This window comes from Brevundimonas sp. BAL450 (assembly GCF_015767455.1).
Taxonomy (GTDB): Bacteria; Pseudomonadota; Alphaproteobacteria; order Caulobacterales; family Caulobacteraceae; genus Brevundimonas; species Brevundimonas abyssalis.
Genome location: NZ_JADWOW010000055.1, coordinates 1 through 13,221, shown reverse-complemented (window position 1 = coordinate 13,221; position 13,221 = coordinate 1). Strand labels below are relative to the sequence as shown.

The following is a 13,221-nucleotide window of genomic DNA, read 5'->3' as shown; positions in this document are numbered from 1 at the left end:
ATCCCTAGACGTCGAAGTCCAGTCCGAACTGCGCATACAGCGCCCGGGAGTCCTGCCACTTGGGATCGACCTTGACCGTGATGAACAGGTGGACCGGACGGTCCATCAGTTCGGTCAGCTCCTCGCGCGCCTTCTGGCCGATCCATTTCAGGGTCTGGCCGCCCTTGCCCAGGATGATCGGGCGCTGGCTGTCGCGCTCCACATAGATGGTCTGTTCGATGCGGGCCGAGCCGTCGGGCTTCTCCTCGAAGGCGGTCGTCTCCACGGCGGCCGAATAGGGCAGTTCCTCGTGCACGCGCAGGTACAGCTTCTCGCGGGTGATCTCGGCGGCCAGCACCCGCAGGGGCACGTCGGCGCTCTGGTCCTCGGGATACAGCCACACGCCCTCTGGCATCAGGGCCGCCAGACGGGCCTTGAGATCGTCCACCCCCGAACCGTCGGCGGCCGAGATCATGAACACCTCGGAATAGACGCCCAGTTCGAACAGCTCCTGCGACACGCCGAGCATGGCGTCGCGACGCACGCCGTCGATCTTGTTCAGGGCCAGGATGGCGGTGGCGCCGGTGGCCTTGAGGTTCTCGGCGATGGCGCGCGTGTCCTCGATCTGGCGGTGGTCGGCGGCGGAGCCTTCGCGGGCGGCCACCGCGATCTCGGCGGCGACGTCCACCAGATGCACCACGGCGTCGGCGTCCTGCGCCCCGCCCCAGGCCGAGGCGACCATGGCCCGGTCCAGCCTGCGGCGCGGCTTGAAGATGCCCGGGGTGTCCACCAGCACGATCTGGCTCTGCTCATGGATGGCGATGCCGCGCACAGGGAAGCGCGTGGTCTGCACCTTCTGGGTGACGATGGAGACCTTCGATCCCGTCAGCCGGTTCACCAGCGTGGACTTGCCGGCGTTGGGCGCGCCGATGATGGCGGCGAAGCCCGCGCGGGGGGTGGGGGTGGTCTCGGTCAAATGACGCCTTCTCGGTTCAACAGGGCGACAGCGGCCGCCTTTTCCGCCTCCTGACGCGAACGTCCCTGGGCGGTCAAGGGTTCAAGCCCCTCGATCGACACTTCGACGGTGAATGTCGGCGCATGATCCGAGCCGGTGCGCTTGACCACGGCATAGGACGGCAAGGGCCGCCCCTGCGCCTGCGACCACTCCTGGAGCGCGGATTTGGGATTGGCCAGGCGGGGCGCGGCCGGCACGGCCAGCTCTTCGGCCCAGGCCCGTTCGAACACCGCCCGGGCGGCGTCCATGCCTCCGTCCAGCCACACGGCGGCCAGCACCGCCTCCATGGCGTCGGCGACGATGCCGTCCTTGCGCCGCCCGCCGGTCTTGGTCTCGCCGGGCGACATCCGCAGGGCCTCGCCCAGATTCAGCCGGTGCCCAACGCGGGCGCAGGCGGCCTTGTCCACCAGGCTGTGCAGGCGCGACGACAGCTGACCCTCGTCCGCCTCGGGAAAGTCGCGGCACAGGCGGTCGGCCACCAGCAGTCCCAGCACCCGGTCGCCCAGGAACTCCATCCGCTGGTTGTCCGGCACAGGCTTGCCGTGGGGCATGCCTCCCTCCCCCACGCTGGCGTGGGTCAGGGCGCGGTCCAGCAGGGCCCTGTCGGAAAACGCGTGGCCGAGGCGGCGCTCAAGCTCTGCGACCGCCTCGGTCCGGGCGTTCATGGGGTCAGTTCAGCCCGTTGAAGAAGCGGCTGGGCCGCAGGTTGGCGAACCAGCTGACCGGGTTCCACAGCGAGGCGCCGGGCTCCCACGAGAACAGCACGATCTGGGCCTTGCCGACCAGATTCTCCTCCGGCACCAGGCCCACATCAGCGCGGCTGTCGATGGAGTTGTCGCGATTGTCGCCCATCATGAAGTAGTAGCCCTCGGGCACCTCGAATACCTGGGTGTCGTCCAGGTCGAAGCCGCGGCCGAAGTCCTGGATGCGGAAGGTGCGGCCCTCGGGCAGGGTCTCGTCCACCTGGGCTGCATCCATGGGCCCGAACGGGCCGTCGATGCGCAGGGAGCCCGCGGGCACGTTCTCCACCGCCACGCCGTTGATGTGCAGCTGTCCGCCGATCATCTGGACGCGGTCGCCGGGCAGGCCGATGACGCGCTTGATGTAGTCGGTGCGGTTGTCCTGGGGCAGCTTGAACACCACCACGTCGCCGCGATCCGGCTGCGAGCCGAAGATGCGGCCCTCGAACAGCGGCGGGCTCCACGGCAGGGAGTGGCGGCTGTAGCCATAGTTCCACTTGGACACGACGATGTAGTCGCCCTCGTAGAGGTTCGGCTCCATGGAGGCGGACGGAATGGTGAAGGGCTGGAACAGCAGCACCCGCAGCACCAGGGCGATGGCCAGGGCGTAGACGATGGTCTTGATGATCTCGACCGTCTCGTTCTGGGGCGGCTTCACCTTGACCGGGCGGCCCTGGGAGCGGGCGGGACGGTCCACGGGCTCGTCCTCGAAGGGCGCGTCGCCCTTGTCGCTCCAGATGGGCCGCGGGGGGGTCTGGCTGGTCCCGGCCACGGCGGAAACCGTCGTCGCGCCCGCGGCCGCCGCGGCCATCATGGCCTGTTCGGTGGTTTCCGGCTCTGCGGGATCGGCAGGCTGAACCGGCTCGTCCGCCTCGACGGGCGTTTCATCGACGGGTTGGGCGGAAACCTCGTCCTGCGCGTCCTCCAGAGGCGGCTGCGTCTCGGCCAATTCGGGCGCGGAGGCGGTCTCGGCCTCGTCGACGGAGGGCTGGTCGGCTACAGGGGCGTCCGCCGCGATCGCGTCGTCTTCGTCCCGGTCCGGCTTTTCGTTGTCTGTCATCGGTTTTCACGCCCATCCCCGCCGCTTGACGCGGTCGTTCAGGCGCCTTCGGTAATGGTTGACGGGGTTGCGGGCAAGGCTTCGATCACCACGAACGCCAGGGCATAGGGGTGCTCATCAGACAGCGTCAGATGAATTCGCGGTTCGTGGCCGGGCGGGGTCAGGCGCGCCAGATGCGCCGCCGCATGACCGGTGAGGGCCAGGGTCGGCTGGCCCGAGGGCAGGTTCACCACCCCCATGTCGCGCCAGTAGACGTCGCGCCGCATGCCGGTGCCGAGCGCCTTGGCGCAGGCCTCCTTGGCCGAGAACCGCTTGGCGTAGCTCCAGGAGGCATCGGGCTTGCGATCCGAACGGATGCGCTCGATCTCGGTGAAACAGCGCTGCTTGAAGCGGTCGCCGAACCGCTCCAGCGACGCCTCGATGCGCCGGATGTCGGTCATGTCGGCCCCGATGCCGATGATCACAGGCCCCGCGCCTCGTCCATCAGCCCGCGCATCCGCGCGATGGCCGGCGCCAGACCGACGAAGATGGCCTCCCCGATCAGGAAATGGCCGATGTTCAGCTCCACCACCTCGGGAATGGCCGCGATCGGCGTGACTGTGTCATAGTCGATGCCGTGGCCGGCATGGACTTCCAGCCCCAGCGCCGTGGCCTGCGCCGCCCCGGCCCGCAGGGCGGCCAGCTCGGCCTCGGCCTCCTCGACGCGGCCTTCGCGGAAGGCGTCGCAATAGGCGCCGGTGTGCAGCTCGACCACCGCCGCGCCCGTCCGATGGGCGGCGTCGATCTGATCGGGATCGGGGCCGATGAACAGGGACACCCGTGATCCGGCGTCGTTCAGTTGCGCCACGAAGGGCGTGATCCAGTTGTGGCCGCCCACCACATCCAGCCCGCCCTCGGTGGTGCGCTCCTCGCGCTTCTCGGGCACCAGACAGACGGCGCGCGGGCGATGGTGCAGGGCGATGGCCAGCATCTCCTGGGTGACCGCCATCTCCAGATTGAGCGGCCGCGCCTGCTCGCGCAGCAGGTCGGTCAGGCTGTCGATGTCGCCGTCGGAGATGTGGCGGCGGTCCTCGCGCAGATGGGCGGTGATGCCGTCGGCGCCCGCCTCCAGCGCCTCACGCGCCGCGCGCACGGGATCGGGATGAACGCCGCCCCGCGCGTTCCGCACGGTGGCCACATGGTCGATGTTGACACCCAGGCGGACCCGCTCGGCCATCCCTCGTTCTCCTCGCCCGATGCGGGCCATGCCTCTTCAGCCCGCCGCGAACGCGGACTCTTTCACGACTTCGCCAGACGACGGCTGCCCGGATCCTCCACCGGCACGGCGGCCAGCTCCGGCGGCAGGGCGTCGGCGGGGTAAGCGGGCACGTCCAGGGTTGCCAGGGCGATCAGGGGCACGCCCACATCGGCGCGGCCGCCCGACCGGTCCACGATGCAGGCGGCGGCGACCACCTCGCCCCCCGCCTTCTGGATGGCGGCGATGCATTCGCGCGACGACAGGCCGGTGGTGACGATGTCCTCCACCATCACGACCTTCTCGCCCGGCTCCACCGAAAAGCCCCGGCGCAGGCGGAATTCGCCACCCTCACGCTCCACGTACATGGACGGCACGCCCAGATGCCGCGCGGTCTCGTAGCCCGGAATGATGCCGCCGACGGCGGGCGAGATCGCCACATCCACCGGCCCCACGGCGGCCGTCACCTTCTCCGCCAGCGCCCTGCACAGGCGGGCGCAGCGGTCGGCGTTCATGAACACCAGGTTCTTCTGCAGGAAGACCGGGCTGTGCAGGCCGGAAGACAGCACGAAATGGCCTTCGCGCAGGGCGCCGGCGGCTCGGAATTCTTCAAGGACGTCGTCGGAGGTCATGCTTGCGGACCTAAGCCGCCCGCGCCGTTTCGGCAAGGGCGGAAGCTCAGCCCCGCGCCCGCTCCACCGTGTCGACGCTGGGGTTGGCGCGCAGGGCGGCGATGATCTGGGTGGCGTGCCGGGCGTCGGCCACCTCCACGTCGATCTCCATGTCGAAGAAGTCCTGCTGACGGTGGGTCATGTTCAGGTTCAGGATGTTGCCGCCCGCCTCGCCGATGACGGTGGCCACCTGCCCCAGCACGCCGGGCGCATTGCGCATGGTGGCGACCAGACGGGTGGAGGCCACCGCGTCCTGTTCGGCCTGGGGCGTCCATTGCAGGTCGGTCCAGACGGAGTCGTCGTCGGCGAAGTCCGCCAGGGTGTTGCAGTCGATGGTGTGGACGGTCAGGCCCTGCCCCGGCTCGATGATGCCGACGATCCGGTCGCCCGGCACCGGCGAGCAGCAGGCGCCGAAATGGATGCTGACCCCGGGACGCAGGCCGCCGCCGCGCACATAGAGGCGCGCGTCCGACCCGCTTTCGATGCGCTTCTTCTCGACCGGCTCCGGGCCGGAGGCCTTGAGCTTGGGAAACAGGATGCCCACGACCTTGCCGGCCTGGGCCTGGCCGCGCCCGATCTGTTCGAACAGATCCTCTTCAAGCTCGATGGCCAAGGTCTCCAGCGCCGGCTTCAGCGAGACGTCCTTCGCCTCCTTGTCAACGCGGGCCAGGGCCTGGTCCAGGGCGGCGCGGCCCAGCTTCTGGAACTCCTCGCGCTCGGACAGGCGGATATGGCGGCGAATGGCCGAACGGGCGCGGCCGGTGACGGTCAGGGAGCGCCAGTCGGAGGGAATGTCGGGCTTGGCGCCGCGGATGATCTCCACCACGTCGCCGTTCTGGAGCGGCGTGCGCATGGGCTTGAGCTCGCCGTTGATCTTCACGCCCACGGCGCTGTCGCCCACCTCGGTGTGGACGGCGTAGGCGAAGTCCAGCGCCATGGCCCCGCGCGGCAGGGTGATCAGCGACCCCTTGGGCGTGAAGACGAAGACCTGATCCAGATACATCTCCAGCTTGGCGTGCTCGACCCAGTCCTCGCCGCCCTCGCCGTGCTCGATCACCTGCACCAGATGGCGCAGGGTCAGCAGCGGATCGCGCCCGCCGCCCTCCTCCATGGCCTCGCGATCGAAGCCATAGGACTTGTTCTTGTAGCGCCAGTGGGCGGCCACGCCTTCCTCGGCCACGCGGTCCATGGCCTCGGTGCGGATCTGCATCTCGATGCGCAGGCCCGACGGGCCGACCACGGTGGTGTGCAGGCTGCGGTAGTTGTTGGACTTGGGCGTGGAGATCAGATCCTTGAACCGCTCCGGCACCATGGGCCATGCCCGGTGGATGACGCCCAGCGCGCGGTAGCAGTCGTCCTCGCTCTGAAGAATAACCCGAAAGCCGTAGATGTCGGACAGGGCCGAAAAACCCAGCGCCTTCCTCTGCAGCTTGCGCCAGATGGAATAGGGCGTCTTCTCGCGACCGAACACGCGGGCCTTGATGCCCGCCTCCTCCAGCACCGTCTGAACCTCGCGGGCCACCCCCTGGACGGCGCGGCCGTGCTCGAGGCGAAGGGCCTCCAGCCGCCGCTCGATGGCGGTGCGGGCCGTCGGGTTCAGGTGCTCGAAGGCGAGCTCCTCGAGCTCGGTGGCGATGCGGTGGATGCCGATGGAGCGGCCCAGCGGCGCATAGACCTCCAGGGTCTCGCGGCTGATTCGCTCACGCTTCTCGGGCTTCACGAACTCGAGGGTGCGCATGTTGTGCAGGCGGTCCGCCAGCTTGACCAGCAGCACCCGCACATCCTTGGAGATGGCGAGAATGAATTTGCGCAGGTTCTCGGCCTGGCGCGTGTGCTCGGCCTGAAGCTCCAGCCGCGACAGCTTGGTGACGCCCTCGACCAGACCGGCCACCTCCTCGCCGAACATCTCGGCGATGTCGTCACGGGTGGCGGAGGTGTCCTCCACCACGTCGTGAAGCAGGGCGGTGACGATGGTGGCGGTGTCCAGGCGATAGTCGGTCAGGATGCCCGCCACCTGGATGGGGTGGGCGAAATAGGGATCCCCCGAGGCCCGCAGCTGCGAGCCGTGCATCTTCATCGCATAGACATAAGCCCGGTTCAGCAGGCCCTCGTCGGCGGTGGGGTCATACGCCTTGACGGCGTCCACCAGCTCGAACTGACGCATGGCGCGCGAACGGGCCGGGGCGGGTTTCGCCTCGGCCCGTTCTGAGCTTGCAGTATCAGGACCCGGCGTGGACGCCTGGGCACGCGCCGGGGAAATCAGGATTCCGTCGGCTGGCGCGGGCGTCAGTAGCGATCCTCCTGGCCGCCGTCACGGTCGCTCTGCAGGGCGCGGATCAGCTCCTGCTCGGCCATGTTCATGTGCTGGGGTTCGGCCAGCAGGGCCACGGTCTCGGCCTCGTCCTCGGCTTCGGTGCGCTCATCCACGCGCTGCAGCGTGGTGATGAGGTTTTCCTGCAGATCGTCCGGAACCACCGTGTCGTCGGCAAGCTCGCGCAGGGCCACGACGGGGTTCTTGTCGTTGTCGCGGTCGATGGTCAGGGCGGCGCCGTTCGAGATGCCGCGCGCGCGGTGACCGGCCAGCAGGACCAGTCCGAAGCGGTTCGGAACCTTCTCGATGCAGTCTTCGACGGTGACGCGGGCCATGAATATCCTCGGAGGGGCTTGGGGAGAACCGGGGAAAATAGAGGGTTCGACGTGGCAAATCAATGGCGCGCGACGTGCGGAATGTCGCGGCGTCAGTTGACCGGCCGCGCGTCCGTTCCGACTTTACAGCTTTCAGCCAGCACCTTCGCCGTCTTCGCCGCCGTCGGGTGCACCCATTCCGGCGCGATTTCCGCCAGCGGGCCCATGACGAACAGGCGCTCGGCCGCGCGAGGGTGCGGCAGGATCAGACCCTCCAGATCGCCGCTGAGGCGGCCATAGGCGATCAGATCCAGGTCCAGGGTGCGCGGGGCGTTGATCCGCCCACGCTCCCGTCCGAACGCCTCCTCAATCCGCCCCAGCGTCGCCATCAGGGCGTGGGGGTCATGGGCGGTGGTGACGACGGCGACCCCGTTGACGAAGGGCGGGTCCGACGGATCTGGCCAGGCGGCCGAGCGCCACCAGGACGACAGCGCCAGAACGTCGATGCCGTCTGCCCGGAAACGGGCGACCGTCGCCTCCAGCACATCAATGCATGACGGCCAGACCCCCTTGTCATTCGAGCCCAGTGCGATCACCACTGCATCCTCGCCGCCGACAGCCAGGTCCGGATCGTCGGCGGTCTCGATATTTTGCGGATTTTCAGTCATGCATTTCTATCCGACGGAGCGCATCGCGCTGTTCATCGACGGCGCCAATCTGTATTCGGCCGCCAAGTCCCTGAACGCGGACATGGACTTCAAAAAGCTGATCGAATTCTTCCGATCAAGTGGCGTTCTGGTTCGCGCCTACTATTACACAGCCATTGTCGAGGGCGAAGAGTATTCACCGATCCGTCCTCTTGTGGACTGGCTGGACTACAACGGCTTCACCATGGTGACCAAGCCGGTCAAGCGCTACACCGACGCCTCGGGCCACACCCGCACCAAGGGCAACATGGACGTGGAGATCGCGGTGGACATGCTGTCCATGGCGCCGAACATCGACCATGCGGTGCTGTTCTCCGGCGACGGTGATTTCCGGTATCTGGTCGAGGCCGTTCAGGACAAGGGCGTGCGGGTCAGCGTGGTCTCCACCCTCAAGAGCCAGCCGCCCCAGGCCGCCGACGACCTGCGCCGCGCCGCGGACCAGTTCGTGGACCTGTCCGATCTGATGGACGTGTTCGGACGCCCGAGCCGCGAGGCATGAAGACTCTGATCCCCGAGCCGCCCGCCAAATGCCCGCTGTGCCCTCGCCTGGTCGAATACCGGGCCGGGAACGAGGCGCAGAACCCGGACTGGTTCAACGGCGCGGCCCCCTCCTTCGGCGATCCCGAGGCGCGGCTGCTGGTGGTGGGCCTGGCGCCCGGCCGCACGGGCGCGAACCGCACCGGACGGCCCTTCACCGGCGATCACGCGGGCTGGCTGCTGTACGAGACCCTGATCAAAACCGGCTTCGCGCGTGGCCGGTATGACGCCCGGCCCGACGACGGCCTGGAGCTGATCGACTGCATGATCACCAACGCCGTCCGCTGCGCACCGCCCGGCAACAAGCCCCTGCCGATCGAGGAGAAGACCTGCCGCCCGTTCCTGATCGACCGGCTGGCCGCCCTGCCCCGCCTTCAGGTCATCGTCACCCTCGGCGACGTGTCCCGGCGCAATGTGCTGAAGACCCTGGGCCTGCCCGCCTCGGCCGCGCCGGCGGGCCATGGGGTGGAGGCGGAGGTGGGCCCCTACCGCCTGATCAACAGCTACCACTGCTCCCGCCTCAACACGAACACCGGCCGCCTGACCCCCGCCATGTTCGAGGATGTGTTCAAAAGGGCACGGCAGGCCCTGGCCGTCACGAACTGACAGCAGAGCCGGGAACACGAATCAGGCCTTCTCCGTTGATGTCCCGCTGAGGGAGCAACGGATATGACCAGCAAACAGAGAACCTTCACCCGCAAGGAAAAGCGCGTCGCCCTGACCGCGCTCGCCGTCGCCGTCGTGGTGGTCGCGGCCATCACCCTGCTGAACCCCAAGCCCTATCTGGGGACCTATGAGACCGGTCGTGGTTTCGACGCCCCGGCGGGGGTGATGGACGCCCGGCCCATCGGCGCCGCCTGATCCGGAGCATGATCGTTTCGGACGGAACCGCGCAGCGGTCCCGGCTGAAGCGTGAATCATGCTCTCGCTTTAATCTGGAGCCTGATTCACGGCATCAGCGGAATCGCGAAGCGATTCCACTTCAACCGATCAGGCTCCGATCAGCCCTTGTCGCGCATCAGGCGGGCCTTGTCCCGCTGCCAGTCGCGCTCGGCCACCGCCTCGCGCTTGTCGTGAATCTTCTTGCCCTTGGCCAGGGCGATCTCCAGCTTGGCCATGCCCTTTTCATTCAGATACAGCCGCACCGGAATGATGGTGCGGCCTTCGCGCTGGACCGCGCCGATCAGCTTGTCGATCTGCTTCCTGTGCAACAGCAGCTTCCGGTGACGCCGCGGCTCGTGATTGAAGCGGTTGGCCTGTTTGTAGGGCGGGATGTCGGCGTTCACCAGGACGATCTCGCGCCCCTCAACCGCCGCATAGGACTCCGCGATGTTGGCCCGGCCGTCGCGCAGCGCCTTGATCTCGGTCCCGAGCAAGGCGATGCCCGCCTCCATGTGGTCCTCGAGGAAATAGTCGAAGCGCGCGCGCCGGTTCTCGGCGATGGTCTTGGTGGGGCTCTCGGCCATCAGATCAGGCCCGCCGTGCGCATGGCCTCGTCGATGGCCGGCTTGACCGCCTCGTTGCAGGGCGTCAGCGGCAGACGCAGTTCCTCACCGCACAGGCCCAGCCGCGCCAGGGCGTACTTGGACGGCGCCGGCGACGCATCCAGGAACAGGGCCCGGTGCAGGGCGATCAGACGATCCTGCCACAGGCGCGCGCTTTCCAGGTCGCCGCTCATGACCGCGTCATACAGGGCCACCATGCCCTCGGGCGCCACGTTCGACGTCACCGAGATCACCCCGTGACCGCCGTGGGCCATGTAGCCGAGCCAGCTGGGGTCATCCCCGGAGATCAGGGCGAAGCCGTCCATGGCCGGGGCCGCGCGCATGCGGCTGATGCGGGCCATGTCGCCGGTGGCGTCCTTGATCCCGACGATGTTGGGATGACCCGCCAGCCGCTCCACCGTCTCATTGGCCAGGTCCACGCCCGTGCGTCCGGGCACGTTGTACAGCAGCACCGGCAACTGCACCGCCTCGGCCACGGCGTGGAAGTGCTGGAACAGGCCCTCCTGGCTGGGCCGGTTGTAATAGGGCGTGACGATCAGGGCGCCGTCCGCGCCGACGGCCTTGGCGCGCCGGGCCAGATCGATGGCCTTGTCAGTGGCCGAGGCCCCGGCCCCGGCGATGACGCGCACGCGCCCGGCGGCCACGTTCACGCACAGTTCAACCACCCTGTGGTGTTCTTCGGGATGGAGAGTCGCGCTCTCGCCCGTCGTGCCCATGGGCACCAGACCATGCACGCCGGCGGCGATCTGACGCTCCACCAGGGCGTTGAAGGCGGCTTCGTCCACCTTTCCGTCACGAAGAGGTGTGATCAGGGCGGTGATGACGCCCTTGAACAGGGGAGCAGTCATGTCGGATAGCAGTCCAGGCGTGAGAATGAGGCGGCAAGCGCCTTGATGGACAACGGGAATAGGTCGCCATGGCGGCGGCCGCAACACTGATGATGGGACCGGGACTTATCATGTTCGCACAGCTGATCGCAGCCTTGATCGCCTCCAGCCTGGCGCAGCCGGTGCCCTATGAGCAGGTGGCGGGCCAGGCCGCGGTCACGCGGACCTATCAGGGACCCTCCGCCATCAGCCCGGCGGACATGGCCCTGTTCCGCGAGGGACTGGCCGCCGCCCGGGCCCGGGATGTGGTCCGCGCCCAGGACGCCGCCGCCCGCATCGGCGACCCGGTGGCGCGCAAGCTGGTGGAATGGGCCCTGATCGACACGGCGGGCGACCAGCTCAGCTATGCGACCCTGGCCGCCGCCAACACCGCCATGGCCGACTGGCCCCGGCACGACACCCGCCGCGCCCACGCCGAAGTGGCGCTGGAGCGCGCGGCCATGCCCGCCGACGTGGTTCTGTCCTTCTTCGGCGAGACCCGGCCGACCACCGCCCAGGGCGCCCTGGCGCTGGCCGGGGCGCTGGAGCAGACCGGCCGCGCCGAGCAAGCCCGCACCCTGATCCGCACCTGGTGGCGCGACCAGTCGTTCGAGGCCCCCGAGCAACAGCGCATGCTCGACAGGTTCGGCCGTTTCCTGACCCAGGACGACCACGACACGCGCCTGTCCATGCTGCTGCTTGGGCCGCACGGTCCGGCCACCAACCAGATGGTCGGCCTGGCCTCGCTTGAGCGTCGGGCGACCGCCAATGCGCACATGGCCCTGCGCGGCGCCTATGCCCCCGACACCATCGTCGCGGGGCTGAGCATTCAACAGGCGACCGATCCGGGCGTGGTGCTGGAGCGGGTGCGCATCCTGCGGTCGCAGAATCGCCAGTCCGAAGCCTACGCCCTGCTGCAGTACCTGCCGCCGGCGCCGACCCATTCGGGCGGTCAGTCCACCCTGTGGAGCGAGCGCCGCAATTATTTCCTCGACGCGCTGCAGATGCGCAACTGGCAGGCGGCCTATCACGCCATGAACGGCCACGGCTTCCAGAGCGGCGAACGCGCCGTGGACGCCGAGTTCTTCGCCGGCTGGGTCGCCCTGACCAAGCTGAACGATCCGGCCACGGCGGCGCGCCATTTCGAGGCCCTGCGCCAGATGTCCTCCACCCCCATCACCCAGGGCCGGGCCCTGTACTGGCTGGGCCGCGCCGCCGAGGCGGCGGGCGACACGCAAGGCGCCCAGGGCTGGTACGCCCAGGGCGCGCAGCACATCCAGAGCTTCTACGGCCAGCTGGCCGCCGAAAAGGCGGGCCAGACCACCATCACCCTGCCCGGCGATCCGCAGCCCGGCGACGCCGACCGCGCACGGTTCGAGGCGCTGGAGCTGGTGCGCGCGGCGCGCATCGTGGCCGAGGCGAACGAGATCGGCCTTTACAACACCTTCGTCTATCACGCCGATGACGTGGTCGAGGGCCCCATGGAGCTGGCCCAGCTGATCGACATGTCGCGCGGTTATGGCGAGTGGTTCACCTCCATGATGATCGGCCGCGCCGCCAGCCAGCGCGGCTATCTGATGCCCGAGCGCCAGTATCCGATCCAGATCCCCACCGCCGTGCGGGGCGCCGCGCCCATCGAGTTCACCCTGGGCATCACCCGCCAGGAAAGCAGCTTCACCCCCCGCATCGAGTCCCACGCCGGCGCGCGCGGCATGATGCAGTTCCTGCCCTCCACCGCCTCGGGCGTGGCCCGACGCATGGGCTTGCCCTACAGCCCCGAGCGCCTGTGGGAGGCCGACTACAACATGCAGCTGGGCAGCTATCACCTGCAGGAGCTGGCCGACCGCTTCGGCGGGTCGTGGCTGCTGGCCGCCATCGGCTACAACGCCGGGCCGGGGCGCCCCGACCAGTGGGTGGCCCGCTGCGGCGACCCGCGCGGCGCCATGACCTCGCCGCCGGACTTCATCGAGTGCACCCCCTTCACCGAGACGCGGAACTACATGATGCGGGTGATGGAGAACGTGCAGATCTACCGCGCCCGCCTGAACGGCGGCACGGGCGAGCTGCGCCTCTCCGAGGACCTGGCCCGCGGGACCGGCTATCGCTCCGGTCCGCAGCCCTATCAGCCGCAGTAGAACAGCCCGGGACGACCGGCCGCACGCGCCTGACCGCCAATCCTCCCCCATCGGGGGAGGGGGACCATGCGAAGCATGGTGGAGGGGGCCGGCCTGCAGTCTGGATGTTCGACCGCCGCCCACCCGCCCGTCGATCCAGCCCACCTC

At 68.7% G+C, this 13,221-nt stretch carries 15 protein-coding genes; 4 read left to right on the top strand and 11 right to left on the bottom strand.

What is annotated here, in order from left to right:
- Positions 1 to 4: 4 nt before the first annotated feature.
- The 9 genes from era to folK all read right to left on the bottom strand — a co-directional run bounded on the left by era (position 5) and on the right by folK (position 7,992).
- Positions 5 to 955 (bottom strand): GTPase Era, encoded by a 951-nt coding sequence (era, locus tag IWC96_RS10410; protein WP_196838871.1) that lies wholly within the window; start codon positions 953 to 955, stop codon positions 5 to 7.
- Positions 952 to 1,659, bottom strand: coding sequence for a ribonuclease III (rnc, locus tag IWC96_RS10405; RefSeq protein ID WP_021698442.1), 708 nt, complete (start codon positions 1,657 to 1,659; stop codon positions 952 to 954). Before rnc ends, era begins: the two co-directional genes overlap by 4 nt.
- A 4-nt stretch (positions 1,660 to 1,663) precedes the next feature.
- Positions 1,664 to 2,545: a signal peptidase I gene (lepB, locus tag IWC96_RS10400; RefSeq protein ID WP_370541136.1), complete on the bottom strand. Its 882-nt coding sequence runs from the start codon at positions 2,543 to 2,545 to the stop codon at positions 1,664 to 1,666.
- A 287-nt stretch (positions 2,546 to 2,832) separates the two neighbouring features.
- Positions 2,833 to 3,258 carry a holo-ACP synthase gene (acpS, locus tag IWC96_RS10395; RefSeq protein ID WP_196838870.1) on the bottom strand — a complete coding sequence of 142 codons (426 nt, stop codon included), beginning with the start codon at positions 3,256 to 3,258 and terminating at the stop codon, positions 2,833 to 2,835.
- Positions 3,255 to 4,010, bottom strand: a complete 756-nt coding sequence (locus IWC96_RS10390) for a pyridoxine 5'-phosphate synthase (protein WP_021698445.1) — start codon at positions 4,008 to 4,010, stop codon at positions 3,255 to 3,257. The genes acpS and IWC96_RS10390 overlap by 4 nt, the downstream gene beginning before the upstream one ends.
- Before the next feature lie 62 nt (positions 4,011 to 4,072).
- Positions 4,073 to 4,660 carry an orotate phosphoribosyltransferase gene (gene pyrE / locus IWC96_RS10385; protein WP_021698446.1) on the bottom strand — a complete coding sequence of 196 codons (588 nt, stop codon included), beginning with the start codon at positions 4,658 to 4,660 and terminating at the stop codon, positions 4,073 to 4,075.
- Between the two features lie 46 nt (positions 4,661 to 4,706).
- On the bottom strand, positions 4,707 to 6,863 hold the full coding sequence (locus IWC96_RS10380; RefSeq protein ID WP_021698447.1) for a bifunctional (p)ppGpp synthetase/guanosine-3',5'-bis(diphosphate) 3'-pyrophosphohydrolase: 2,157 nt from the start codon (positions 6,861 to 6,863) through the stop codon (positions 4,707 to 4,709).
- Between the two features lie 122 nt (positions 6,864 to 6,985).
- Positions 6,986 to 7,345 (bottom strand): DNA-directed RNA polymerase subunit omega, encoded by a 360-nt coding sequence (gene rpoZ, locus IWC96_RS10375; protein ID WP_021698448.1) that lies wholly within the window; start codon positions 7,343 to 7,345, stop codon positions 6,986 to 6,988.
- Between the two features lie 92 nt (positions 7,346 to 7,437).
- Complete coding sequence (gene folK / locus IWC96_RS10370) at positions 7,438 to 7,992, bottom strand: 2-amino-4-hydroxy-6-hydroxymethyldihydropteridine diphosphokinase (protein WP_021698449.1); 555 nt, start codon at positions 7,990 to 7,992, stop codon at positions 7,438 to 7,440.
- Between folK and IWC96_RS10365 the strand changes: the two genes are divergently transcribed.
- The 3 genes from IWC96_RS10365 to IWC96_RS10355 all read left to right on the top strand — a co-directional run bounded on the left by IWC96_RS10365 (position 7,991) and on the right by IWC96_RS10355 (position 9,429).
- Positions 7,991 to 8,530 (top strand): NYN domain-containing protein, encoded by a 540-nt coding sequence (locus IWC96_RS10365; protein ID WP_021698450.1) that lies wholly within the window; start codon positions 7,991 to 7,993, stop codon positions 8,528 to 8,530. The genes folK and IWC96_RS10365 overlap by 2 nt on opposite strands.
- Complete coding sequence (locus tag IWC96_RS10360; RefSeq protein WP_021698451.1) at positions 8,527 to 9,174, top strand: uracil-DNA glycosylase; 648 nt, start codon at positions 8,527 to 8,529, stop codon at positions 9,172 to 9,174. Before IWC96_RS10365 ends, IWC96_RS10360 begins: the two co-directional genes overlap by 4 nt.
- Before the next feature lie 63 nt (positions 9,175 to 9,237).
- Entirely contained in the window at positions 9,238 to 9,429 is a 192-nt protein-coding gene (locus tag IWC96_RS10355; protein WP_021698452.1) for a hypothetical protein, read from the top strand.
- 140 nt (positions 9,430 to 9,569) lie between these two features.
- Here the strand turns inward: IWC96_RS10355 and smpB are convergent, their stop codons facing one another.
- Both smpB and dapA read right to left on the bottom strand, forming a co-directional pair.
- Positions 9,570 to 10,034, bottom strand: a complete 465-nt coding sequence (smpB, locus tag IWC96_RS10350; protein ID WP_196838869.1) for an SsrA-binding protein SmpB — start codon at positions 10,032 to 10,034, stop codon at positions 9,570 to 9,572.
- The gene (dapA, locus tag IWC96_RS10345) at positions 10,034 to 10,921 is read right to left on the bottom strand and encodes a 4-hydroxy-tetrahydrodipicolinate synthase (RefSeq protein ID WP_196838868.1); all 888 of its coding nucleotides are present in this window, start codon (positions 10,919 to 10,921) and stop codon (positions 10,034 to 10,036) included. The genes smpB and dapA overlap by 1 nt, the downstream gene beginning before the upstream one ends.
- Before the next feature lie 110 nt (positions 10,922 to 11,031).
- On the opposite strand from dapA, the gene IWC96_RS10340 reads away from it, so the two are divergent.
- Positions 11,032 to 13,074, top strand: coding sequence for a lytic transglycosylase domain-containing protein (locus IWC96_RS10340; protein ID WP_196838867.1), 2,043 nt, complete (start codon positions 11,032 to 11,034; stop codon positions 13,072 to 13,074).
- The last annotated feature ends 147 nt before the right edge of the window (positions 13,075 to 13,221 follow it).

Bases quoted from the DNA above. Each gene is read 5' to 3' on its own strand.
- rnc (WP_021698442.1), bottom strand. From the start codon at position 1,659: ATGAACGCCCGGACCGAGGCGGTCGCAGAGCTTGAGCGCCGCCTCGGC.
- lepB (WP_370541136.1), bottom strand. From the start codon at position 2,545: ATGGCCGCGGCGGCCGCGGGCGCGACGACGGTTTCCGCCGTGGCCGGG.
- IWC96_RS10390 (WP_021698445.1), bottom strand. From the start codon at position 4,010: ATGGCCGAGCGGGTCCGCCTGGGTGTCAACATCGACCATGTGGCCACC.
- pyrE (WP_021698446.1), bottom strand. From the start codon at position 4,660: ATGACCTCCGACGACGTCCTTGAAGAATTCCGAGCCGCCGGCGCCCTG.
- IWC96_RS10380 (WP_021698447.1), bottom strand. From the start codon at position 6,863: ATGCGTCAGTTCGAGCTGGTGGACGCCGTCAAGGCGTATGACCCCACC.
- rpoZ (WP_021698448.1), bottom strand. From the start codon at position 7,345: ATGGCCCGCGTCACCGTCGAAGACTGCATCGAGAAGGTTCCGAACCGC.
- IWC96_RS10365 (WP_021698450.1), top strand. From the start codon at position 7,991: ATGCATTTCTATCCGACGGAGCGCATCGCGCTGTTCATCGACGGCGCC.
- folK (WP_021698449.1), bottom strand. From the start codon at position 7,992: ATGACTGAAAATCCGCAAAATATCGAGACCGCCGACGATCCGGACCTG.
- IWC96_RS10360 (WP_021698451.1), top strand. From the start codon at position 8,527: ATGAAGACTCTGATCCCCGAGCCGCCCGCCAAATGCCCGCTGTGCCCT.
- IWC96_RS10355 (WP_021698452.1), top strand. From the start codon at position 9,238: ATGACCAGCAAACAGAGAACCTTCACCCGCAAGGAAAAGCGCGTCGCC.
- smpB (WP_196838869.1), bottom strand. From the start codon at position 10,034: ATGGCCGAGAGCCCCACCAAGACCATCGCCGAGAACCGGCGCGCGCGC.
- dapA (WP_196838868.1), bottom strand. From the start codon at position 10,921: ATGACTGCTCCCCTGTTCAAGGGCGTCATCACCGCCCTGATCACACCT.
- IWC96_RS10340 (WP_196838867.1), top strand. From the start codon at position 11,032: ATGTTCGCACAGCTGATCGCAGCCTTGATCGCCTCCAGCCTGGCGCAG.